The sequence below is a fragment of the Vibrio sp. 99-8-1 genome, assembly GCF_013114595.1.
Taxonomy (GTDB): domain Bacteria; phylum Pseudomonadota; class Gammaproteobacteria; order Enterobacterales; family Vibrionaceae; genus Vibrio.
In genome coordinates this window covers 1-24,086 of sequence record NZ_VTXE01000006.1, presented here as the reverse complement: position 1 = coordinate 24,086, position 24,086 = coordinate 1, and the positions used below count along the sequence as shown (strand labels likewise).

Below are 24,086 nucleotides of genomic sequence, written 5' to 3'. Positions count from 1 at the left end.
TATTTTTGTGATAGGTCTTACGGTTTAACTGACTGAAAAAAAAGAGAACTATAGTGATTCTAACTTTACAAATTTGTTTGTCTGGTCAGTTGTTAATCTAAACCTTCCTTTTAAGCCCAATTGACTAATAAATGGACGCAATCGAGATGCTGGTATCTGCAGCTTTAAACCTTGGTCAGAATAGACAACAACATGACTGGCAACACCATTATAATGCTGTAAAAAATGTTGATAAGAGATGTTTAATCGAAATGTATATTGTTTCATATTAGATAAGTTAATTTAGTAAAGGCTGCGACCAAACATGAGTCGCAGCCAATTAATAAATCGCCGTCTACTAAGACTCTAGCGCTTTAGTCACTTTTTCAAATAGATCTTTTGCTAAGTTATCCAGTTTAGATAAAGACTCCAATTTTTCACGCATAAGCTCTGCTCTTTGATCATCATAGTTTCTATATTTCAACAAAGGATCAATTAGTCGAGAGGCAACTTGTGGATTTTTATCATTCAACAATGTCAGAATTTCTTCTGCAAAATCATAACCCTTACCATCTTTTCCATGGAAATTGACTGGGTTTGCCGATAAAAATGATCCGATTAAACTTCTAATTCTATTTGGATTTTTCAAACTAAACGTAGCGTGATTCATGGTTTTTCTAACCGTGTCTAACGCATTATTAGCTGGGTTTGTTCCTTGTAGTGCGAACCATTTATCCATGACCAGACCGTCATGGCTCCATGTATTACTAAAGTCTGCCATCAAACTTTCGCGGCACATTAGCTCTGCCTGATTCGCGGCAGATAATGCCGCTATGGTATCTGTCATATTGGTTGACGATGCGTACTGTTGTTCTACTCTGTTATTTCCTTCAGGCAGATAAGCTAAGTAACTCAAACAACAGTTTCGTAACGCTCGTTTACCAATAGATTCATGGCTAATATCGTACTCTTTTTGAACTAGTGTAGAGTAAACAGCACTTAGTTCATCTTCTAATCCAGTAGCAAGAGCCACTTTTAGAGATTTAATGACCTTCGCAATTGCATCAACGTCTACTGGCTTGAACCAACCTGACACTTCATTATGACTTGGAAGAGAAAGTACTTCGGAAATAAATGCAGGCTCTAATGCTTCATTGAGAAGCACACCACGAAATGCATCAATGACATCATTGGAAATATCAAACGCTTTACCAGCCTGAAGGTTGGCCACATTGCTACGAATATATTTTGCCAATAACATTTGGCTGGCATCCCAACGCGCAAAATCATTTCTAGCATGAACCATTAAAAACATAAGTTGCTGATCAGAATAGTCATACTCTATTTTAACCGGTGCAGAAAACTCACGCAGCAAAGAGATCACTGGTTGCTCTTTAACACCATCAAAAACAAATGTTTGCTTATCTTGTTTAAAATTAACAACATTATCGACAGCTTCCCCGTCACACTGTAACGGAATCACACTGCCATTCTTCCCGTATAGTTCTATATCAAAAGGAATATGTAACGCTTGTTTCTCTTGCTGTTCTTGCGTTGCAGCAGTGGACTGTTCAAGTGTTAAGGTAAATTGAGCGAGATTTTCATCATAGTGACTGATCACTTTAACGGTTGGGGTTCCTGACTGGCTATACCATAGCTTAAACTGTGACAGGTCAACATTAGAGGCATCTTGCATTGCCGCAACAAAGTCATCACACGTTGCTGCCGTGCCGTCATGACGTTCAAAATAGAGTTGCATTCCTTGTTGGAACTTCTCTTCTCCCAGTAGAGTATGCATCATTCGAATTACTTCACTGCCCTTTTCATATACAGTCAATGTATAGAAGTTATTCATTTCAATAACTTTGTCTGGGCGTATTGGATGAGACATAGGACTCGCGTCCTCCGCAAATTGCGGGCCGCGAATGATTCTTACATTATTAATTCGGTTTACCGCTCTAGATCCTAAATCAGATGAAAACTCCTGATCTCTAAATACGGTCAAACCCTCTTTTAAACTAAGCTGAAACCAATCTCGGCAGGTAACCCTATTTCCGGTCCAGTTGTGGAAATACTCATGACCGATAACCGCTTCAATACCAAGATAATCGGTATCCGTGGCAGTCTTCTCATTTGCTAAAACAAACTTGGAGTTAAAGACGTTTAATCCTTTGTTCTCCATCGCCCCCATGTTGAAAAAATCAACCGCAACGATCATGTAAATATCGAGGTCATACTCTAGACCAAATCTCTGCTCATCCCATTTCATCGAATTAATCAATGACAGCATAGCGTGATTAGCTCTGTCTAAGTTGCCTTTATCAACAAAAATTTGCAGCGCAACTTCGCGTCCAGATCGAGTTATATACTTGTCATTCAAGACATCAAAGTCACCAGCAACAAGCGCAAAAAGATAAGCCGGTTTTGGATGAGGGTCATGCCATTTTACCCAATGTTTTCCATCGGTTAGTTCACCCTGCTCAATTTTATTACCGTTACTCAGTAAGTAAGGATACTGTTCTTTATCAGCAGTAACTTTTACAGTAAAAACAGCCAGCACATCTGGTCTGTCTAGGTAGTAAGTAATTCTTCGAAATCCCTCAGCTTCGCACTGAGTACAAAATGCACCATCTGATTTGTATAAACCTTCAAGCGCACTATTTTCACTTGGGTTTATTTCATTAACTATGGTCAATTCAAACTGCTTTGGAAGGTTATGTATTCGCAATTCACCTTTGTGGGTCGCGAAATCATCCCACTCAACACCATCTACATAAATGGATTTAAGAACAATATGCTCTCCGTGCAAAACCAGAGTCGAGTTCTCTTTCAACTGTTGTACTTTTGAAGTAGCCGTCACGGTCGTCACGTTGTCATCCAGATCAAAATCAAGATCAACATGAGAAATAGTATGATCGGGAGATTGGTAATCTTTACGGTATTTGGCTTCGGGAGCCTGACTCTCGGTAGCTTGAGACATGATAGTTCCTTATGTGCTTGGCAAAGCAAGTAAATTTCGTCTGTCTCTATATCTTTGGTTGCCAAAGCCGAATTACAACCCCACCAAAGCAGTTATTTTGCAAAATAACCATATTTAAAAATATCTGACCACACATCCATTTAATAGCAACCTAATTACTCAGTAATAAATATACTCAACAGTATAAATCACTCCGATCGATTCATAACAGCGAGCATATCAAAGTCATTACTTTGTAAAGTCAATTGGCCTTCATCAATGCTATATCGAGAATTCTGTTCACCTTTCTCATACATCAGCACTAAACTATCCCCCTCAAAGTAGTAAACGCCTTGGTATGCGGCCATATTGCCATCATGAGATTCCGCCATAAATAGAAACATGAAATCAGGCTGCAAGGTTAAGTTTAACTTACTCACTTTACTAGCCAGAATATCCTCTCCTTGTATCGCTTCGCTGGTCCAGTTTCCGACTAATTCAGAATGATAGCCTTTGGAAAAATAGATGCCATTGAGCATCAATTGATTGTGGCTAACGGTGTAGTTATAGATTTGTTGGTTGTCGATATCCGCGCCTAATACTAATGTATCTCGATCCACAATATACTCGCCAGCCCAATACTCATAGGTATCATCATATTTTTGAATCTCTATGGCAAACGAGTAGTTTGAAGCAATATGCAAACGGATGACAACAAAGTCGTTACCCGCTTCATCAGGAAATGGATTAACTAAATACCAATCGCCCAACAAGAATGGATAATCGAACTGAGTAAGATCAGTTCTTTTCTCACTAAGTTCGGAACTGGATAGATAAAACGATGTACAAGCAAGAAATATAATAAGCCATCTCATAACTCAAACCCTCTCCACTTTTTATAAGAGTAGGTTCAGTTAGCCCATAACGCGAAATTATTGACATAAATCACAATAAAATTAACAGATAAAAAAAGCGAGCATTATGCTCGCTTTTTACTTTTTGTCAGAATTATTGGCTATTAATCTTTAGCATTAATCATATCAAGAGTAATGGCTACTGACTCATCTAAATAAGCATCAGGAGATTCGTAGTCTTTAGGAATATCCTCTAGCGTTTTAAACGGTTCTTTTTCCGCCATTTTTTGACGCTTATTAACACGCTCTAAACGCTGATCATCACGCTCATCACTCTTATTACGACGAACCTGCTCATTTAACGACAGGCTATTATCATCTTTCTCTGCTTTATATTTCTCAATATCTTGATCAATAAACGCAAACTCCATATCGGTAGCAATACGAGCCTGATGTTTAGCCGTTAGAAACGCTATTTGTTCATCGCGCTGCTTTAGAACACCATAGTTAGCACGATCAATGCTATCCCACGGTAGCGCATTATCTTCAACGCTTTCGCCCGTTTCTTCAGGATCAACTGGAGTAGGATAAGAGATATCAGGTACTACACCTTTATTCTGCGTACTACCGCCATTAATGCGATAAAACTTTTGAATTGTGTATTGGACGTAACCCAGCTCTTTATCAAACAAATCGTAGATATGGTTAAGTGAACGATGCTGCTGAACTGTTCCTTTACCAAAAGATTGTTCTCCCAAAATAATTGCCCGACCATAATCTTGCATTGCTGCCGCAAATATCTCAGAAGCTGACGCGCTGTATCGATTTATCAGCACAGTCATAGGACCTTGATAGCTGATCAAACCATCCGTATCACTATTTACGTTTACTCGTCCGTAGCTATCACGAACTTGAACAACCGGCCCTTTTGAAATAAACAGACCGGAAAGAGCCGTTGCTTCCGTTAACGCCCCACCACCATTATTTCGTAAATCAACAATAATACCGTCGATAGATTGCGCCTTTAATTCTTGAATGAGCTTGTCAGTATCTTTTGATAATCCAACGTAGAAGCTAGGCACTTCAAGCACACCTATTTTCTTACCGTCTTTTTCAATGATACTGGATTTAACCGCCCTATCTTCAAGTCTCACTTTATCTCGGACAATTGTTACAGTGTGACTTTTTGCGCTTTTACCTTCTGGCAATATCTGCAATTTAACTTCGGTTCCCTTAGGACCTTTTATTAATTGCACCACGTCATCCAGTCGCCAGCCGATAACATCAACAATATCTTCGTCTTGTTGACCGACACCGACAATTCGATCACCTTCACTTAACTCTTTACTCTTAGACGCCGGGCCACCAGCAACTAAGGAACGAATTACGGTATAATCATCTGTCTGCTGTAGTACAGCACCAATGCCTTCTAGCGATAAATTCATCTCTGACTGAAACTGCTCTGCGTTTCTTGGAGATAGATAACTGGTATGAGGGTCGATCTGCCGAGCAAAGGCATTCATATAGAGTTGAAATGCGTCTTCACTATGAGATTGGGTCATCCTTTTGATAGCGTTATTATATCGCTTCTCAAGCATCTCCTTAATCTCTGGCCACTCTTTGTCTGTCAGCTTTAAACTTAACGCGTCGTATTTTACCCTCTTACGCCACAACTCATTTAGCTCGTTTTCGTCTTTTGGCCATGCCGCCTCAGAGCGATCTAGCTCAATTCTTTCATCGCTGTCGAATGTGATCTCTTTATCAAGTAATGACAAAGCATAAACATAACGGTCATAGCGTTTATCAAGAGCAAGATTATAGACATCAAACGCAATTTGATTATTTCCTTGCTTTAATTGGTCGTCTAACTCTGTTGACCAAGCTGCAAATGAATCAATATCGTTTTGAGTGAAAATATTTCGATTGAAATCTAACAATTCTAAATAACGATCAAACATCGCTTTAGAAAAGTCATCATTGAGGCTAAAACGCTTATAGTGCGTTGTGGTAAAACGAGAAGTAACTCTTTTACTTGCTGTGGTATGTTGCGCTTCAGCGCTAAGATTAGGGATTTCGTCTTTAGATATTTTACTTTCTAAAGCCTGAGCAGAAGCCGCTAAAACAATATTAGCGGCTATAAGTGTAAGTTTTAAACGGCAATTCATGCGTAGGATTATCTCCTTTATGCGCGCAGGTGTTCCGCTTTAACCACCATTTGAAGACCATTGGTTAGGCGAACACGCACATCATCCTTATTAATTTCAACTATCGTTGCAGCCATATTTCCTTTGCCCATGTTCACGTTCACGTCAGATCCAACAATTAATTCATCTGATGTAAGTAAACGAGTTTCAGGTGCTGCAGGCTTAGTATTTTGTTTAGCTTGTTTAGTCGGCTTAGCACGGCGTTGTTGAGGCTTTTTCGCTTTAGCTTTTGCTTCTTCACGAGCTTTGTTTGCTTGTTCTTTTCTACGAGCTTGTACTTTAGCCTTACTTTCAGCAAGTGCTGTTTTGGCATGCTCGACATGTTCTTCTTCTAACTCACCACATGCATTTCCGTCTAGGTCAACACGTACAGCGCCGGCTTTAACACCATGAAGGTATCGCCATGATGAAGTATATTGTCGCAATGCAGCACGAAGCTGAGTTTTGCTTACTTTTTCGTCTTCAGCCAGTCTTTCGGCAAGATCTTGAAAGATGCCAATTTTTAGTGGCTTAGCTTCACCTTCTAGAGTAAAGCAGTTCGGGAAACATTCAGCAATATACGCAATCACTTCTTTGCTGTTTTTTAACTTTTCAGTGTTTTCCATGTCGGTTCCTGGTTTTTGCGGTTTATCCGCGGATCGTTCTTACAAATATTTGGGCTATTATAGTGAGATGCTTATGAAAAACCACTATGTTCACTCATTTTATTCATCGTTAGCGTGCGAATTAAGCAGCTTTTCGACTTCTTTCATAAGATAAACCAATCCTTGCTGGTCATTTTCGTCAAATCTAGCGATGGTTGGACTGTCAATATCCAGTACACCAACTAGCTTTCCGTTAATAGAAAATGGGATAACAATTTCTGAGTTACTTTGCGCATCACAGGCAATATGTCCCGCAAATGAATGCACATCCGCTATACGTTGTACGCTATTTGTTGCTGCGGCTGTACCACACACGCCCTTACCCATTGGAATTCTTACACAGGCAGGTAAACCTTGAAATGGGCCTAAAACCAGTTCGTCACTTTTAACAAGATAAAAACCAACCCAATTGATTTCATCAAGCGACATGTTCAGTAACGCTGATAAATTAGACAGATTAGCGATTAGATCAGATTCAGATTCGAGTAACGCGACAGCTTGTTTAGTTAATGTTTGGTAGTGCTCTATTTGCATAATATATTGATGTCTTAACAGTGTATTTATATGGTTCAGTTAATTAGTCCGGAGTTTAAGTCGATTCATAACGCCATTTCTGCATTAGATGCTATAAATGGTGATGCCACTTTAAACTCTTTAGGTACAACTACCTTAACTGAAAGTGTTAAATTCTACTCATTGGAACTGATCACGATTCAGTCCATTGAATGGATTATTAAAGCATAGAAAATGTAATGAGTCATAATGTGCTTACAAGCGATTATTGGTCAATAGCTTAAAGACGACCGCAATCACGATACCCACAAACGTATCTAACCTCAAATAACAGTTAGTTATTAAATAGGAGCAGTTGATTTATCATATAAAATTGAAGTACCTTTACTACTCTGCTAAAGCGTAAAGCTAACAACGAATTGATGTCACTCAGTGACACTCTCGTAAAGCAAGCGAAACCAACAAATGGCCATTAAGTAAGCGTACAAACAACTTTCACATCAGAATACTTGAAAAATATCATCTAAAATAATTTTGCGTACGCAGATTATTTAATTGGCTTAACTAGACAAATGGACTATCGTCTAATTTATTATGACCTCTACGACTCAACAAGCAGACAGCAGTGATCACCCAACGCATGCTCGACTATGTAAAGGGTGTGAGCTAACAATATCAACTGAAGCTATTGAAGCAGGAAAAAGTGCTTACTGCCCGCGGTGCGGAACCAAGTTGTATAAAGGGGGGCTGCAACCAATAATCGGCAACCTCGCTCTGGCACTAACTTGCTTACTTTTATTTATCCCTTCTCATTTTTTTCCTTTTATCAGTATTCGTTTGGTTGGCGTGATGATTCCAGCCACGCTACCCTCTGGTACATTTACCTTAATGCAGGAAGGTTTTGTCGGTTTAGGCATTCTCATCCTATTTTGCAGCTCAATCGCACCGCTATCAGTATGTATTGCTGTCATCATCAACCATCTATCATTGAGTAGACGTTGGTTTAAACCATTTCGTTACTCATTGATGGTGATGCAAAAACTCAAACAGTGGATGATGTTAGATGTATTCTTAGTTAGTTTGGCTATCTCTTGCTTTAAACTACGAGATTACTCAGATATTTTTGTTGGCCCCGGGTTATTAGGTATTATTTTACTTCAGCTATTTATGTTGATGCTGGTTACTCGAATCAGTGTCAGGCGTTACTGGGAAGCGTGGCAGTCAGAAGAGAGTTACCAACTCACCGAAATAAAAGAACAGTGCGACCAATGCAACTTATCTCAACCTATCTCGAATAAATGCCTCCGCTGTCGTAGCAAGTTAACTAAGCGTAAACCTCATTCCGTACAAAAAACATGGGCGCTATTGGTGGCTGCTGCGGCATTTATTATTCCAGCAAACATTATTCCGATTTCCATTTTATTTACTAACGGCAAGAGAATCGAAGATACCATTTTTTCCGGCGTCGCCGGTCTAATTACTAAAGACATGTATGGTATCGCACTGATCATTTTTGTGGCCAGTATCATCGTTCCAGTCGCTAAAATTATTGGTATGAGTTACATACTTCTTTCTATCCAACTTGGCCAAAAAAGTTTTAAAAAACAGAGGATGGTCATATATTTTGTAGTGAAATGGATTGGGAAATGGTCGGTAATGGATCTATTTGTAATATCAATTATGATGACCCTAGTGGATAGAGGTCAAATACTAAACTTCACCCCTGGATTTGGTGCCGTTGCATTTGGTGTCGTTGTAATATTAACCATGTTAGCGACAGAAAATTTTGATCCGCGGCTAATTTGGGATCAAAAAAATAAAGATAAGTCAGCCACTTCACAGTAATTCAAATGGCGCATTGTCTTAGTACATAATTAGCTTATTGGCATAAATACCTTGGTCTACCCCTGAATAATTATAAGAGTGTTTAAATGAGTGATTCTGAGTCTCAAATATACAAACCGAATGTTAAAAAAGATTACGGAGTGTCGCCACTATGGATACTGCCTATCATTACATTAGTACTCGCAGGATGGTTGGTACTGAATGCAATCAATGAAGCTGGCCAACGTGTGCAAATTTATTTCTCTGATGCTCAAGGGCTGATTGCTGGAAGAACGACGATTCGCTATCAAGGTTTAGAAGTGGGAATGGTAAGGGATATCTCCTTGTCCCCAGACTTAGAAAGTATATATGTAGATGCTGACATTTATCCGGAAGCAACCAAACTCCTCGGCGCAGACACTCGTTTTTGGTTAGTAAAACCTACCGCGAGTATTTCGGGAATATCCGGTCTGGATGCGCTCGTTTCAGGTAACTATATTTCTATTCAGCCAGCCTCTGAGATTCATGACGGTGACGACATTCCTAAAACATATACCGCACTTGAAGGAAGACCGGCGGATTTACAAGCCTCGCAAGGGTTAAACATCACTTTAAAATCTCGTGATTTAGGCTCTCTCTCTATCGGCTCTCAAATTGTCTACCGTAAAATCCCTATCGGAGAAGTCTACAGTTATAAATTGGATGATAATGGCGACTCTGTGCTTATTAAAGCGTTTATCAAAAACGAGTATGCCCACATTATTACCGACGAAAGTCGTTTTTGGAATGTCAGTGGTGCTGGGGCGCAAATTGGCTTCAATGGGGTTGATGTCCAATTTGAAAGTTTGAGCGCCCTTATAACAGGTGCTATCGCCGTAGACTCACCTGATGGCGGCGCGTCGATCGAACAAAATAGAGAGTTTAAGTTATACCGAGACTTAAAAACTGCTGGCCGAGGTATTCCAATCAAGATTGAACTGCCTGATGACAATAAGATTCGTCATAGCGGCGCACCGATAATGTATCGTGGATTAGAAATAGGCCAAATAACCGACTTATCTTTTAGCGAAGGTAGAAACAACATTATCGCCTCTGCGGCCATTCAACCGTCGTTTTCCGATATGTTAAATACGGGTTCACAATTTATGCTTGAGGAAGCAAAAGTTTCTATTACCGAGATCAATAACCTCTCTAATCTGGTCACCGGTAACTTTCTTTCTGTTATCCCGGGCGAAGGTGAGAAATCTCGACAATTTATTGCGATTAGAAAAGATGAACTACTAAAGAGAAACGCACACTCTATTGCCATAACGTTAGTCTCTGACCAATCCTATGGGCTCTCATCCGGTACAGATATTTTATATAAAGGGATAGAGGTAGGTTATATCTCTCATGTGGAGCTTATCGATGAGAAGGTATCAATCACGGCATTAATCGATAGCGACTATCGCTATTTACTAAAATCGAGAAACCGCTTTTATGTAAACGGCAGTGCGAATGCCGAGCTCACTGAATCCGGCGTTAGCGTCTCGATTCCACCAGCAAAACAACTTCTCACTGGTTCTATCAGCTTTATTAGCGACGGTACAGATAAGCCTAAAAATAGTTACCAGTTATATGCTAACCGCCCTCTCGCTGAAATCGCTATTTATAATCAAACGGGTTCAAAAACACTCACCTTAATGGCCGACACATTACCGCCAGTAAGTAAAGGAAGCCCTCTTTTATATAGGAATTTACAAGTGGGCAAGGTATCTGGTTATACATTGACGACTCAGGGAGTAAACATCAATGTTCAAATCGAAAACCGCTACCGCAACTTAATTACTGATGAGACGGTATTTTGGAACCATTCAGGTATCGAGGTAAATGCAAGCTTAACCGGCGTTAATATAAGAACTGCACCACTGAAATCCTTATTACAAGGCGGTATCGCATTTGACTCTATTGCGGGCGTAGAAAACAAACACGGTAAATCATGGCGGTTGTACGATAGCATCGAACAAGCACGCAAATATGGTGCGACCATCAGTCTGGTCACGACAGAATCAACCGGTATTCAAAAAGGCACGGCAATAAAATATCAAGGCGTCATTGTCGGAGAAGTGATCTCGACAAAAGCTAACTTCGCGCAAAAATCAACGCAGATCATTGCTCGTATTAAACCTGAATACACAGATAACATAACTCGAAAAACCAGTTACTTTTGGGTCGCAGCACCAGAAGTTGGCCTTAATGGCATCAAGAATTTAGACTCTTTAATTGCCAGTTATATTCAGGTTTCTCCAGGAGAAGGCAAAAATAGCAGCCAATTTGTTCTCCATGCTCAAGCTAAAAAGACCAACAGTGTTCAGTTTACCCTACAAAGCCAGCATCGCGACTCTATAAATATTGATACTCCTGTATTGTATAGAGATATAGAAGTTGGCCGAGTAACTAAAGTCGAACTTGGAACATTTGCTGACCGGGTAATATCCACTATAGAGATCGATAATGAGTATGCGTATTTAGTAAGGGAAGATACTGTTTTCTGGAACGTGTCCGGTGTTGATGTGACCATTGGCCTTTCAGGCGCTCAAATTAGAGCAGGCACTTTCGATAGCCTACTTCGCGGCGGCATTGCCTTTGCTACTCCAGAAAAGAGCAACTTAGCGCCTCCTGCGGCTAAAGAGCACTCTTTTCTCCTCCATGAACAACCTCTCGAGCAGTGGACTCAGTGGCGTACCGCTATTCCAAAGCCTCAATAACGCTCCAATCCTAATCTCCTGCCCCTTAGTGAGTACTTGTTACCGACTAAGGGGCTCAAGGTTTACTCTGTTAATTCAATTGAGCTAACTTGGTGATAAAGATAGAATAGCCAGCACTATTTAATCTGCTGAGTAACTGCAGTGCACGCAAACATACAACTTCCTGACGAATTTCTCTCTCATATTGAGCAACAACTCCCAGCTCACTTAGATATGGATGAGTTTATCGCTTCTTGTAAACAGCCATTAAGAAAGAGCATTAGAGTCAACACGCTTAAAATCTCTGTTAAGCAATTTATTGATAGAGCAAAGAAAAAAGGCTGGAAACTTACGCCTGTACCTTGGTGTGACACTGGCTTTTGGATCGATTATGACCAGTCGTCAGAAACACCATTAGGTAACACAGCTGAACATATGGCAGGACTGTATTATATCCAGGAAGCAAGCTCAATGATGCCTGCGACAGCACTGTTTCATCTAAATCAACACCTGTTGAATACCGTACTAGATGTTGCCGCAGCACCCGGTTCCAAAACCACACAAATTGCCGCGGCCATGAACAATGAAGGTCTGCTGGTTGCAAACGAGTTTTCCGCTAGCAGAGTTAAAATTTTGCACTCCAACATCCAACGTTGTGGCGTTCGAAATATCGCTATAACACACTTTGATGGCCGGGTATTTGGTGGCTGGTTACCTGAACAGTTTGACGCCATATTATTAGATGCACCCTGTTCCGGCGAAGGCGCGGTTCGCAAAGACGCTGATGCCATGAAAAACTGGAGTCATGAATCTGTGCTAGACATCGCACGTACGCAGAAGGATCTTATTGAAAGCGCCTTTCACGCCCTCAAACCCGGCGGCAGATTAATTTACTCTACTTGCACACTGAGTGAAGAAGAGAACCAGCAAGTTTGTCATCACCTTAAGCAACGATTTCCCGATCAGGTACAATTTGAGTCTCTGTCTGGTTTATTCGACGGTTGCCAAGACGCATTAACTGAAGAAGGATTCTTGCACGTTTATCCTCAATGTTTCGATAGCGAAGGTTTCTTTATCGCCAGCATTGTTAAACTTGCCAGTACTGAAGCCCCAGAGGTGAACAAGAGACTTGGAAAATTTCCATTTTCAAAAGCATCAGTAAAAGAGCAACAAGATATTATTCAATCGCTCAAAGACGACTTAGACATATCTTTACCAACTGATGGACATCTGTGGATTAGAGATAAAGAAGTATGGCTATTTCCGGCTCAGCTAGACAATTTTATTGGCGAGATCCGTTTTTCACGTATGGGTATAAAGCTGGCGGAAACTCACAAGAAAGGCTACAAATGGCAGCATGAAATGGTAATGGCACTGGCAACAGGGGAAGAACATAGTGCGATTGAGGTCTCTACCGATAACGCCAGAGAGTGGTACATGGGAAGAGATATTCGCCCCGAGAATATTAGCGGAAAAGGCGAAGTGATCGTTAAACTTGGTCAAGACATAATAGGGTTAGGCAAGTGGGTAGGAAACCGAGTAAAAAATGGTCTACCCAGAGAACTGGTGCGCGACGCTAATCTATTTTAAGTAATTAGAGTACTGTTCCAAGTATATACTGGTAAAGCGCCAAAGCTGTACTAAACTAATAGTAATTAAATAGCAATTTACTTGGAAGTTTAGCGTTACTCAATTAAGCGTAGGTTCTATTCTTCAAATACTCAGTTTAGAACCTTTCCCCTAAGCCCAGCCATTGAAAATGCTGGGCTCTTTTTTGAACAGAGGCAAAAACGCTAATTTTTTAACCAGCCTATTCAAAACATAATACAAATAATTAAGGCCCTATTGAGAGCCTTAATTTGGTAAAAAACAGATATTATTTCGTGAGATAAATGCCATCTTTCTCTATCGTAATCTTGCCAGCTTTATATAGCCCACCAATACTCTTTTTAAATGTTCCTTTACTGGTTCTAAATAGAGCAAATATCGCCTCAGGTGAAGATTTATCATTCAGTGGCAAAAATCCTTCTTTCTTATTGAGTAGATCAATTATTTTTTCACTTAAATCATCCATCTTACTCACTCCGACCTTCTGTAATGAAAGATCGATCTTTCCATCGTCACGGATATTTTTTATATAACCGTTAAGTTTCTTGCCGATATAGAGTTTACCAAATACATCTGAAGAGAAAATCATTCCCCAGTGCATACCTTCAACGATCGCTTTAAAACCGAGTTCACTTCTTTCTGCAATAAGTAATTCAACACGCTGATTGTGACTATATTTAGCAGGCGTTTTGTCCAGTATCTTATTAAACTTGGTAGTGCCTACAATACGACCTGAAGCACGATCACTATATACATAGACTAAAATGCTTTGTCCTACATTTAATCGAGATCGTTGCTCACTATATGGAATAAGAAGATCTTTCTTACCAATTCCCCAGTCTACAAAGGCACCCGTGTTATTGACACCAACAACTTCCATCATTCCCCACTCACCAACTTGAGCGATGGGTTGTTCGGTTGTTGCCGTTAACTGGCTGTCTGAATCAAAATATAAAAAGACATTTAAAGATTGCCCAATCGTTACTTCTTGTGAAACAAAACGTTTTGGTAACATAACACTGCCATAATCACCAGCGTCTAAAAACAGACCGAAATCTTCTACTTTAACGACCTCTAAGGTGTTTACCTGGCCAACTTTAATCATCTATCTATACTCGTCACTTTATTAGAGGGGAGGATTATACCCAATCCATAATAAGAAGCGAGCACCGAAGAGCTCTGTTTTGGCTTAGCGCCAATCACGCCCTATTCTCTTCCATTCGTTATCACGAGTCAGTAAACCATTACTCGTATGGTCAACACCCTAGTTTATAACTTTAATTGAGAGTGTCAGGTCAAACTCTGCCATTGGCTCGTCACCATTAATAGATGGACATGTCGCAATAATCTTAACAGAGCGGTTAACACGCTCCCCAGTACGAAAACTCTCCTCTAAAAGAGTATCTATTGATTTCCCCTCACTGCAGGTGAATACAACATCCGCCTCAGGTCGTTTAAGAAAACGCCCTTGAACCTCTTTAAAAGCCAAAGAAACTTTCTTATTGTTCTCTTTTGCTTTGCTCATGGCGAGAAAACCACCGGCAACATCTGCGCCCACAGCCAATACGCCGAAATACATGCTATTGAGGTGATTCTTTGTTCTTCTTCGCAATGGAATTTTAACCACCACTTTCTCTTCATCTATCGCAATGATTTTTGGCCGACACAACCAAATTAACGGGACTTTAGTAAAGGCAAATAGATTTAGATATAAGTTCATTTTCGTTAAGTTAGAGAGCATATAAACACCAAATTAATAACTGATTGGACCAGTAAAGCGATGAAAGTTTTAATTGTCAATACAATGTTAACAAAATGCTGCAAACATTAGACTAATTACTCAAGAAAACGACCATTCGCCCAAAAAGGTGTGTAAATGCATTATTTAGATACATCAACAGCGCTCACTCCTGTTACTTATCGCTTGAAACTTAATAGAACGACCGCTCCAAATCCCTTGTCTATCGGTCTCATGAATATATTTACACCTTAAAGAAGATTTTTTTTTAAATGATTCGAAAACATAGTTTATTACTGATTCTATTTCCGTTATCTTTAGCCCTTCGCCATAAGAAATACAGTTGCACAAATGCCATTAAAAACTGATGAGCTGAGAACTCAGCCACTCGGGCCGATGCCCACTCCAGCAGAACTAGTTGCTCAACACCCGATTACCGATGATGTTGCAGAAAGAATCGAATATTCTCGTAAGCAAATAGACAAAATATTAAACGGCCACGACAATCGCTTGTTAGTGATCGTTGGTCCTTGCTCAATACACGACACTGATGCTGCTTTAGATTACGCTCGTCGATTAGCGGATATCCAAGACAACTACTCTGACGAACTATTTATTGTTATGCGTAGTTATTTTGAAAAACCGCGTACTGTTGTTGGTTGGAAGGGACTCATTACCGACCCAAATCTAGATGGCTCCTATGCCTTAGAAACTGGCTTAAATAGAGCCCGTAAATTGTTACTAGATATCAATAAACTTGGCCTCGCAACAGCGACTGAATTTTTAGATATGATCACCGGACAATATATTGCCGACTTGATCACATGGGGCGCGATTGGAGCAAGAACGACTGAGTCTCAAATACACCGAGAAATGGCATCGGCTCTTTCTTGTCCTGTAGGATTTAAGAACGGTACCAATGGTAATGTAAAAACAGCCATAGATGCTATCCGTGCTTCTCATGCTAGCCACTATTTCTACTCTCCAGATAAAAATGGCCGTATGACCGTATATCGCACCAGCGGTAATCCATGGGGACATGTTATTCTTAGAGGCGGTGACACGGGCCCTAATTTCGATCAATCATCCATTCGTTCCGCATGCGATAGATTGGCAGAATTTAATTTGCCAGAGAGGCTAGTGGTCGACTTTAGTCACGCTAATTGCGAAAAACAGCATCGTAAACAATTGGATGTCGCCAAAGATATCTGTCAGCAAATTCGTTCTGGTAGCCAGAATATCGCTGGCATTATGGCTGAAAGCTTTATAGAAGAAGGAAATCAACCAATGGATGACCTCTCTTCATTAACCTATGGAAAATCCATAACCGATCCTTGCCTAAGCTGGCAAGATACTGTGTCTATGCTCGATGAGCTGGCAGATGCGATAAAAAGCGTAAATAAATAGGAGTAAAACTATGCCATCTTTTGATGTTATTTCGGAAATCGATTTAGTTGAACTAAAAAATGCTGTCGATAATTCAAACCGTGAGCTATCTACTCGTTTTGATTTTCGTAACGTTGAAGCCAGTTTTGAGTTGAAAGACGAAACGGTAAAGCTCGCGGCACAAGATGACTTTCAGCTAAGACAAATGCTGGATATCTTGCGTGCGAATCTCGCTAAGCGAGGTGTTGATGCCTCAGCAATGGAATCTAAAGACAAAGATCAGTCTGGTAAAAACTGGTATCAAGACGTTCAGTTCAAGCAGGGAATCGAAACACCGGTTGCTAAGAAATTGGTTAAGGCACTAAAAGACGCCAAACTAAAAGTTCAAGCTTCAATACAAGGTGATAAAGTGCGAGTCACTGGCAAAAAACGTGACGACTTACAAACAGCAATCGCACTAATTAAAGAAACTGAACTCGGCCAACCGTTCCAGTTTGACAACTTTAGAGACTAATAAATCGTTGATAAGTGCACATCTAGGGAAGCCTCGCTTCCCTAACCTACAACCTTAAACAGGTTATTATTTAAACGGTTAATACCTTTAAGATCATCAACATCCAAGTCACCTTTTGGGATAAATATGCATATTTGTCGCATTTCCTCAGAGCATTTTTTCGTCAACAACTCGGAAAGCTGTTGCAAATCCTGATACTCGACTCTATCCGCATCTCGCCTACACAGGTCAACAAAGTCAAATGGACACGACGTTGGGTAATAGACAATGTCTGCAAGCTGCATTATTCGTAAAGTCTTGATAGAAATCAGTTCAACATCTTCACCAAACTCTATCCAATTATGTGACACTGTCTCTTTTATTTTGCCTTGTAACACTCGATAATATATCTCATCAAGCTCTTGCTCTGTGCTCACTAAACTTATTGATTTATCGTCAAAAAATCGTTCCCAAAATGCTCTCCGTTCAGCAACCGTCACAAATTCGTCCTGAATCTCTTGTCGTTTTCTTGCAGCATATTCTGCGTATAGAGAGATATTCTGCTCTAGCAGCATCTCAATCTTTTTTCTTATATTTCGTACCAGTACAGGAGAGGCGCCTCCACTAGAAATTGCAACTTGAATTCTCCCCCTATTCACCACAGATGGAGTAATAAAATCACAATAAGGTTTGTCATCCACGACATTAACCATTACCCCACTACTTTTGGCATTTTTATGCACTTCGTGATTCAGTTCTGAGTCATCAGTCGCAGCCCAAGCTTGAACAAAACCCGTCATCAGATCAGATGAGTAAGGTTGACTTAGCCACTGACAAACGCCTGAATCAACAAGTTCATGCAGAGAAGATGTTAACTGAGGTGAAACAATCGTCACTCTAGCCCCCGCCCTCACTAGCATATCCACTTTACGTGTGGCCACATCACCACCGCCAACAACCAAGACATTCTTACCATTTAAATCATAAAAAAGTGGAAAATACTGCATCTTGCTCTTAATACTCCATCATAACTAGAAGGTTTCGCACCAAAATCGGGCATAAAATTAACACAATGTTTACATTTGAAACTATTAACTATTAAATTTCCGTTTCATTGCAGATATCCCCGTTAATTTATCGCAATAAAGCAGCATATATGTCTACAAATAGCTCCATATTCAGACTAAACAACGAGATGCACTATGAGTGACACCATTGCACTATTTACAAATATGCTACATTTCGTCATTCTAATGTCAGTTAAGAATCGCGCTCAACAAATTAGACAATACTAACGCAATTAACTTAATGCACCTAACAACATACTAAATGGGTGCTTTGTCCGTAAGAGTAAGTTAGCTCAAACATAAGATAGGGATATTATATGCAATCTAAGATTAAAATCGGTTTAATTTCGTCTGCAGTACTGCTTGCATTAGCGGGATGTGGAGAAACCAGTAGTCAAGCTGATAAGGATCGTATTAGCGCTCTTGAAAAACAAATCGAAGAAATGAAAAGCCAATCTAGCGCTAGCACTGCTGCTCCTGCTGCAGTCGCGTCATCATCTGAAGGTACGCTGTCTAAAGTCGAATCTAAAGACTACTTGACGTGTGGCGTGAGTACAGGTCTACCTGGCTTCTCTAACCCTAACTCTAAAGGTGAGTGGGAAGGCATTGACGTTGCCTACTGTCAGGCTCTCGCGGCTGCAGTACTTGGCGACAAAACGAAAGTTAAGTATGTCCCTCTTACCGCAAAAGAACGCTTTACCGCTCTTCAATCTGGTGAAATTGATATTCTTTCTCGAAATACAACTTGGACTCTTCATCGTGATACCGCACTAGGATTAAACTTTGTTGGGGTAACTTATTATGATGGTCAAGGCTTCATGGTAAATAAAGGACTTGGTCTTAAGAGTGCGAAAGAACTTGATGGCGCATCAGTATGTGTGCAGTCAGGAACGACAACTGAACTTAACTTAGCAGACTACTTCCGCAACAATAATATGTCTTATAAGCCAGTTGTATTCGATACAGCAGCTCAAACATCGAAAGGGTTTGATTCAGGACGTTGTGACGTGCTAACTACCGATCAGTCTGGTCTATATGCACTTCGCCTTAACTTGAAAGATCCAAGCTCAGCAGTAGTTCTACCAGAGATCATCTCAAAAGAGCCGCTAGGCCCAGTTGTTCGTCAAGGCGATGATCAGTGGTTCAACATTGCTAAGTGGACACTTTCAGCCATGATTAATGCTGAAGAGTATGGTATTTCATCACAAAATGCGGATGAAATGTTGAAGTCGAAAGATCCTAACATCAAACGTATCTTAGGCGTTGACGGACCAAAAGGTAAAGCTCTTGGTATCAGTGATGACTGGGGTTATCAGGTAATTAAACAAGTAGGTAACTACGGTGAGCTATTTGATGCAACTGTAGGTGAAGGATCTCCACTTAAGATTTCTCGAGGCGTTAATGCCTTATGGAACAATGGTGGCTTCATGTACGCTCCACCAATTCGTTAATTGGATAGTAGTGATGGGCGGTGAAAACCGCCCTTTATTCAATGAATTTTTGAGGTTAAAGCTGTATGAAACCCACTAATACAAATGTACCAGATTCAACATCTTTGGTACCCAAAAACACCAACCTCCTGTATAACCCTACGTTTCGATCTGTCGTCTTTCAACTTATTGCGATACTGGCTCTAAGTTACTTTTTTTATACCATTGTAAATAATGCATTAAGTAACCTTGAAGCTCGAGGTATTGCGACAGGCTTTGATTTCTTGAGTCAAGAAGCCGGGTTTGGCATAGGTTTAACGCTGGTAGAATATGATGAAACATTCTCTTATGGTCGAACATTCATCATTGGCCTCCTCAACACCGCCTTAGTATCTTTCTTAGGTATTATTCTCGCCACGGTCGTTGGTTTTACCGTTGGTATAGCGAGATTATCTTCTAACTGGTTGGTAAGTCGTCTAGCCGCTGTATATATTGAAATTTTCCGAAATATTCCATTATTACTACAGATATTCTTTTGGTATTTTGCTGTATTACAAGCCCTCCCTTCCGCCAGAGATAGTATGAGCCTAGGTGAAGCTATTTTCCTCAATGTACGTGGTCTTTACTTTCCGGCGCCAGTGTTTGAACAAGGAAGTGGTTTTGTTGTAGCAACATTTTTAATTGGCGTTGTTGCGACAATATTTATTAATATTTGGGCAAAAAACCGACAAAAGCTAACCGGACAGCAACTTCCAATTGGGCGTGTTGTACTACTGTTATGCATTCTCTTTCCAACCGTGGTTTATTTCATGGCTGGTTCACCAATCTCTGCTGAACTTCCAGTACTAAAAGGATTTAACTTCCGTGGTGGTATCAGTATTTTACCCGAACTAGCAGCGTTACTTTTGGCATTAAGTATATACACGGCCTCCTTCATCGCGGAAATAGTTCGTTCCGGTATCAATGCCGTGAACCATGGACAAACAGAAGCCGCAATGTCTTTAGGTTTGCCTCGAAATAGAACACTTAAGCTCATTGTCATACCACAAGCATTGCGCATAATTATTCCACCACTAACCAGCCAATACTTAAACTTAACTAAAAACTCATCATTAGCAATGGCGATTGGTTATCCAGATTTAGTTTCCGTATTTGCAGGAACGACCCTAAACCAGACAGGTCAAGCGATTGAAATCATCGCAATGACCATGGCGGTATATCTTACTCTCAGCCTCGTTACCTCTGCGCTGATGAATATATATAACCGAAAAGTAGCCTTAGTGGAGAGATAACGATGAAAGTGCATCAATTTCAACCTGACCTCCCACCCCCTTCGAATACCGTTGGTTTAGTGAGTTGGCTTAGGAAAAATTTATTTAACGGTCCAATCAATAGCATCGTTACCCTGATACTTGGTTACCTCGCCATCAGCATGATTTGGTCTATTGTTGGCTGGGCATTTGTTAACGCTGATTGGATTGGTACAACTCGAGATGCTTGTAGCCGTGACGGGGCATGTTGGGTATTTATTAGCGTTCGATGGGATCAGTTTATGTATGGCTTCTATCCTGAAGCTGAACTGTGGCGCCCTCGCCTGTTTTACGCAACATTAGCACTATTTGTCGCAGCACTTATGTACGAAAAAACGCCTAAGCGGACTTGGATCTGGCTGTTTTTTGTTAATGTTTATCCCTTTATCATTACCGCTCTTTTATACGGCGGCATATTTGGTCTAGAAGTCGTCGAGACTCACAAATGGGGAGGCCTTCTAGTAACCTTAATTATCGCGATTGTTGGTATCGTTGTTTCCCTTCCAATCGGCGTCGCATTAGCGCTAGGAAGACGCTCTGAAATGCCAATCATTCGAAGTATGTGTACCACCTACATTGAAGTATGGCGTGGCGTACCTCTGATTACCGTTCTATTTATGGCATCGGTTATGTTGCCTCTGTTCTTATCTGAAGGATCTGAAACGGATAAATTAGTTAGAGCGTTAATTGGCGTTGTCATGTTCAGTGCTGCTTATATGGCAGAAGTTATTCGCGGTGGCTTGCAAGCTATTCCAAAAGGACAGTATGAAGCAGCCGATGCGTTGGGCTTAAGCTACTGGAAGAAAATGGGTTTAATCATTCTTCCTCAAGCATTGAAAATTACCATTCCATCGATTGTAAATACCTTTATTGGTTTGTTCAAAGACACCAGTTTGGTATTAATAATTGGTATGTTTGACGTGTTAGGTATAGGTCAAGCGGCGAACACCGACCCTGAGTGGTTAGGTTTTGCCATAGAAAGTTATGTATTTGTCGCGTTAGTGTTCTGGGTGTTCTGTTTTGGTATGTCGAGATACTCGATTTGGCTAGAAAACAAACTCCACACCGGTCACAAACGATAGTTAAGAATTCAAGGACGTATTATGACGCAGCAACAAGATTACGTAATTCGATTAGAAGATATGAATAAGTGGTACGGTGAGTTCCACGTGCTTAAAAACATTAATTTAAAAGTTAAGAAAGGTGAAAAAATCGTTATTTGTGGCCCTTCTGGTTCCGGTAAATCAACTATGATTCGTTGTATTAACCGTTTAGAAGAGCATCAAAAAGGAAAGATTGTTGTAGCAGATAACGAACTGACGGAAGATCTTAAGAATATTGAAGCAGTAAGGAAAGAGGTTGGGATGTGTTTCCAGCACTTTAATTTGTTTCCTCATCTGACCGTTTTAGAAAACTGTACGCTTGCACCTATCTGGGTAAAGAAAATGCCTAAGGAAGAAGCGGAAAAAATTGCTATGAAATATCTAGAACGCGTTAAAATTCCAGATCAGGCCGAAAAATTCCCCGGCCAGCTTTCAGGTGGTCAACAACAGCGTGTTGCTATTGCTCGCTCACTATGTATGAACCCTCAGATCATGCTATTTGATGAGCCTACCTCAGCACTTGACCCAGAAATGGTGAGAGAAGTGCTTGACGTTATGGTTGAGCTCGCGGAGGAAGGCATGACCATGCTATGTGTCACGCATGAAATGGGTTTCGCCAAAGAGGTGGCAGATAGGGTTATTTTTATGGATGCAGGAGAGATCATTGAAGAAAACAACCCTGTAGACTTCTTTGAAAATCCACAATCGGATCGAACTCAAAACTTCTTGAGTCAAATCTTGAGTCATTGATTAAAGTGCATCACAATAGAGATGAGGCAGCTTAGCTGCCTTTTTTCAAAAATATGATGTTTTCAAAAATATCATGATATTTTGGGGTTACGAAATATTTTGTTACAACTACAATAACAACTAACCTTTTCAATATATAGGATAATACTTATTCTCCTATATAAATAGGACTTGAAAAATGCAACTTTCAGTCCAATATATACACTAAGTAATTAGTCAGTTACATTTTGAGGAAGATTATGAACAGTCCAATGGTTTCTCGCTCGTCTACACAACAAAGCGTGATTCAAACAAACAAAGTATTACGCAACACTTATTTCTTGCTATCAATGACGCTACTATGGTCAGCCGTTGTTGCAGCATTTTCCATGGCACTTAATCTACCACGCCCAGGCCTAATCATTATGTTGGTTGGTTTTTATGGCTTACTGTTTTTGACAGAGAAAAACCGTAATAACGGTATGGGACTGGTATTCACTTTCCTATTTACTGGTTTCTTAGGTTATACCATCGGCCCTATCCTTAACATGTACATCGGTGCAGGTATGGGTGATGTTATTTTAACAGCGTTAGGTGGTACAGCATTAGCATTTATGTCTGCGTCGGCATACGCGTTAACAACTAAACGTGACCTTTCATTTCTTAATGGAATGATGCTTGCTGGTTTCGTTGTACTGGTCGTTGGTGTGATTGCAAATATCTTCTTGCAAATGCCGGTACTGTCTCTGGCATTGAGCGGAATGTTTATTCTGTTCTCTACTGGCGCTATTTTGCTAACAACTCAAGGCATCATTCGCGGCGGAGAAACAAACTACATCTCTGCAACGATTACCTTGTATGTATCTATTTATAACATCTTCATTAGTCTTCTAAGCATCTTAGGTGTAATGAACGACGACTAAATGATTACTGCTATTTTAAAGCCCGGTTTAATACCGGGCTTTTTTATTGGCTAAAAACACGATATTCTCTTGAAAAAAATCAATGGATATTTATATGTTCGAGTACAAGGGCAAACAAATAGCAACAGACCCTGAAGGCTATTTACTTAATGTCGATGATTGGGACGAAGGAATGATCCCTCTACTGGCCGAGACAGAGGGAATAGAAGTAACAGATTCGCATAAAGAAGTGATCCACTTCGTGCGTAACTTTTATCAAGAATTCAACACATCGCCAGCGATTAGAATGTTAGTAAAAGCGATGGCAAAAGAGTACGGTGAAGAAAAGGGAAGTAGCAAATATCTATTTACCTTATTTCGGAAAGGACCCGCCAAGCAAGCAACCAAATTAGCAGGCTTACCAAAACCGGCAAAGTGTCTATAGCGAGTACTTATCCTTTGGGCTAGTAATATCCACCCTGATTTACCAGCCCTGCTTTCGCTATTTTATCCGAGACTGTAATTTAATTTGTGTATCTGCTTATAATTAAGCCAGTCATGGCTAAGGATAAGCAACATGGATAAGAAAGCTCTAGAAGCATTTGCTCGTGAAGCCG

Annotated in this window: 21 protein-coding genes; 12 read left to right on the top strand and 9 right to left on the bottom strand. The window is 40.3% G+C overall.

Annotated features, from left to right (window positions below; genetic code table 11):
• Positions 1-48: 48 nt before the first annotated feature.
• From F0227_RS04275 to F0227_RS04250, 6 genes are all read right to left on the bottom strand, one after another.
• Positions 49-267 carry a DUF2835 domain-containing protein gene (locus F0227_RS04275; protein ID WP_171751942.1) on the bottom strand — a complete coding sequence of 73 codons (219 nt, stop codon included), beginning with the start codon at positions 265-267 and terminating at the stop codon, positions 49-51.
• 70 nt (positions 268-337) lie between these two features.
• Positions 338-2,959 (bottom strand): aminopeptidase N, encoded by a 2,622-nt coding sequence (gene pepN / locus F0227_RS04270; RefSeq protein ID WP_171751941.1) that lies wholly within the window; start codon positions 2,957-2,959, stop codon positions 338-340.
• A 188-nt stretch (positions 2,960-3,147) separates the two neighbouring features.
• Positions 3,148-3,813: a hypothetical protein gene (locus F0227_RS04265; protein ID WP_171751940.1), complete on the bottom strand. Its 666-nt coding sequence runs from the start codon at positions 3,811-3,813 to the stop codon at positions 3,148-3,150.
• A 143-nt stretch (positions 3,814-3,956) separates the two neighbouring features.
• Positions 3,957-5,957, bottom strand: coding sequence for a carboxy terminal-processing peptidase (prc, locus tag F0227_RS04260; protein ID WP_171751939.1), 2,001 nt, complete (start codon positions 5,955-5,957; stop codon positions 3,957-3,959).
• 17 nt (positions 5,958-5,974) lie between these two features.
• Positions 5,975-6,601, bottom strand: coding sequence for an RNA chaperone ProQ (gene proQ, locus F0227_RS04255; RefSeq protein WP_171751938.1), 627 nt, complete (start codon positions 6,599-6,601; stop codon positions 5,975-5,977).
• Between the two features lie 99 nt (positions 6,602-6,700).
• Positions 6,701-7,174 carry a GAF domain-containing protein gene (locus F0227_RS04250; protein ID WP_171751937.1) on the bottom strand — a complete coding sequence of 158 codons (474 nt, stop codon included), beginning with the start codon at positions 7,172-7,174 and terminating at the stop codon, positions 6,701-6,703.
• 30 nt (positions 7,175-7,204) lie between these two features.
• On the opposite strand from F0227_RS04250, the gene F0227_RS04245 reads away from it, so the two are divergent.
• The 4 genes from F0227_RS04245 (at position 7,205) to rsmF (ending at position 13,293) form a co-directional block, all read left to right on the top strand.
• Positions 7,205-7,384, top strand: a complete 180-nt coding sequence (locus F0227_RS04245) for a hypothetical protein (protein ID WP_171751936.1) — start codon at positions 7,205-7,207, stop codon at positions 7,382-7,384.
• Between the two features lie 363 nt (positions 7,385-7,747).
• Positions 7,748-8,998, top strand: a complete 1,251-nt coding sequence (locus F0227_RS04240) for a paraquat-inducible protein A (RefSeq protein WP_171751935.1) — start codon at positions 7,748-7,750, stop codon at positions 8,996-8,998.
• 86 nt (positions 8,999-9,084) lie between these two features.
• The gene (locus F0227_RS04235) at positions 9,085-11,724 is read left to right on the top strand and encodes an MlaD family protein (protein WP_171751934.1); all 2,640 of its coding nucleotides are present in this window, start codon (positions 9,085-9,087) and stop codon (positions 11,722-11,724) included.
• A gap of 141 nt (positions 11,725-11,865) precedes the next feature.
• Positions 11,866-13,293 carry a 16S rRNA (cytosine(1407)-C(5))-methyltransferase RsmF gene (rsmF, locus tag F0227_RS04230; RefSeq protein WP_171751933.1) on the top strand — a complete coding sequence of 476 codons (1,428 nt, stop codon included), beginning with the start codon at positions 11,866-11,868 and terminating at the stop codon, positions 13,291-13,293.
• A gap of 286 nt (positions 13,294-13,579) precedes the next feature.
• Here the strand turns inward: rsmF and F0227_RS04225 are convergent, their stop codons facing one another.
• On the bottom strand, positions 13,580-14,416 hold the full coding sequence (locus F0227_RS04225) for a S1-like domain-containing RNA-binding protein (RefSeq protein ID WP_171751932.1): 837 nt from the start codon (positions 14,414-14,416) through the stop codon (positions 13,580-13,582).
• A 159-nt stretch (positions 14,417-14,575) separates the two neighbouring features.
• Positions 14,576-15,052, bottom strand: coding sequence for a DUF4442 domain-containing protein (locus tag F0227_RS04220; RefSeq protein ID WP_171751931.1), 477 nt, complete (start codon positions 15,050-15,052; stop codon positions 14,576-14,578).
• Between the two features lie 348 nt (positions 15,053-15,400).
• Here F0227_RS04220 and F0227_RS04215 point away from each other — a divergent pair, with 348 nt between their 5' ends.
• Both F0227_RS04215 and F0227_RS04210 read left to right on the top strand, forming a co-directional pair.
• Positions 15,401-16,456, top strand: a complete 1,056-nt coding sequence (locus tag F0227_RS04215; RefSeq protein ID WP_171751930.1) for a 3-deoxy-7-phosphoheptulonate synthase — start codon at positions 15,401-15,403, stop codon at positions 16,454-16,456.
• Positions 16,457-16,466: 10 nt separating this feature from the next.
• Positions 16,467-16,949 (top strand): YajQ family cyclic di-GMP-binding protein, encoded by a 483-nt coding sequence (locus tag F0227_RS04210; protein ID WP_171751929.1) that lies wholly within the window; start codon positions 16,467-16,469, stop codon positions 16,947-16,949.
• A 41-nt stretch (positions 16,950-16,990) separates the two neighbouring features.
• On the opposite strand, the gene F0227_RS04205 is transcribed toward F0227_RS04210, so the two are convergent.
• A complete protein-coding gene (locus tag F0227_RS04205; RefSeq protein WP_171751928.1) occupies positions 16,991-17,935 on the bottom strand; it encodes a bifunctional precorrin-2 dehydrogenase/sirohydrochlorin ferrochelatase in 945 nt (314 codons plus the stop codon).
• A 503-nt stretch (positions 17,936-18,438) separates the two neighbouring features.
• Between F0227_RS04205 and F0227_RS04200 the strand changes: the two genes are divergently transcribed.
• The 6 genes from F0227_RS04200 to F0227_RS04175 all read left to right on the top strand — a co-directional run bounded on the left by F0227_RS04200 (position 18,439) and on the right by F0227_RS04175 (position 23,914).
• Positions 18,439-19,446 (top strand): amino acid ABC transporter substrate-binding protein, encoded by a 1,008-nt coding sequence (locus tag F0227_RS04200; RefSeq protein WP_171752059.1) that lies wholly within the window; start codon positions 18,439-18,441, stop codon positions 19,444-19,446.
• A 65-nt stretch (positions 19,447-19,511) separates the two neighbouring features.
• Positions 19,512-20,717 (top strand): amino acid ABC transporter permease, encoded by a 1,206-nt coding sequence (locus tag F0227_RS04195; protein WP_171751927.1) that lies wholly within the window; start codon positions 19,512-19,514, stop codon positions 20,715-20,717.
• A 2-nt stretch (positions 20,718-20,719) separates the two neighbouring features.
• Positions 20,720-21,817, top strand: coding sequence for an amino acid ABC transporter permease (locus F0227_RS04190; protein WP_171751926.1), 1,098 nt, complete (start codon positions 20,720-20,722; stop codon positions 21,815-21,817).
• Positions 21,818-21,838: 21 nt separating this feature from the next.
• Positions 21,839-22,588 (top strand): amino acid ABC transporter ATP-binding protein, encoded by a 750-nt coding sequence (locus F0227_RS04185; protein WP_171751925.1) that lies wholly within the window; start codon positions 21,839-21,841, stop codon positions 22,586-22,588.
• A gap of 239 nt (positions 22,589-22,827) precedes the next feature.
• A complete protein-coding gene (locus F0227_RS04180) occupies positions 22,828-23,490 on the top strand; it encodes a Bax inhibitor-1 family protein (RefSeq protein ID WP_171751924.1) in 663 nt (220 codons plus the stop codon).
• A gap of 94 nt (positions 23,491-23,584) precedes the next feature.
• A complete protein-coding gene (locus F0227_RS04175; RefSeq protein WP_171751923.1) occupies positions 23,585-23,914 on the top strand; it encodes a TusE/DsrC/DsvC family sulfur relay protein in 330 nt (109 codons plus the stop codon).
• The last annotated feature ends 172 nt before the right edge of the window (positions 23,915-24,086 follow it).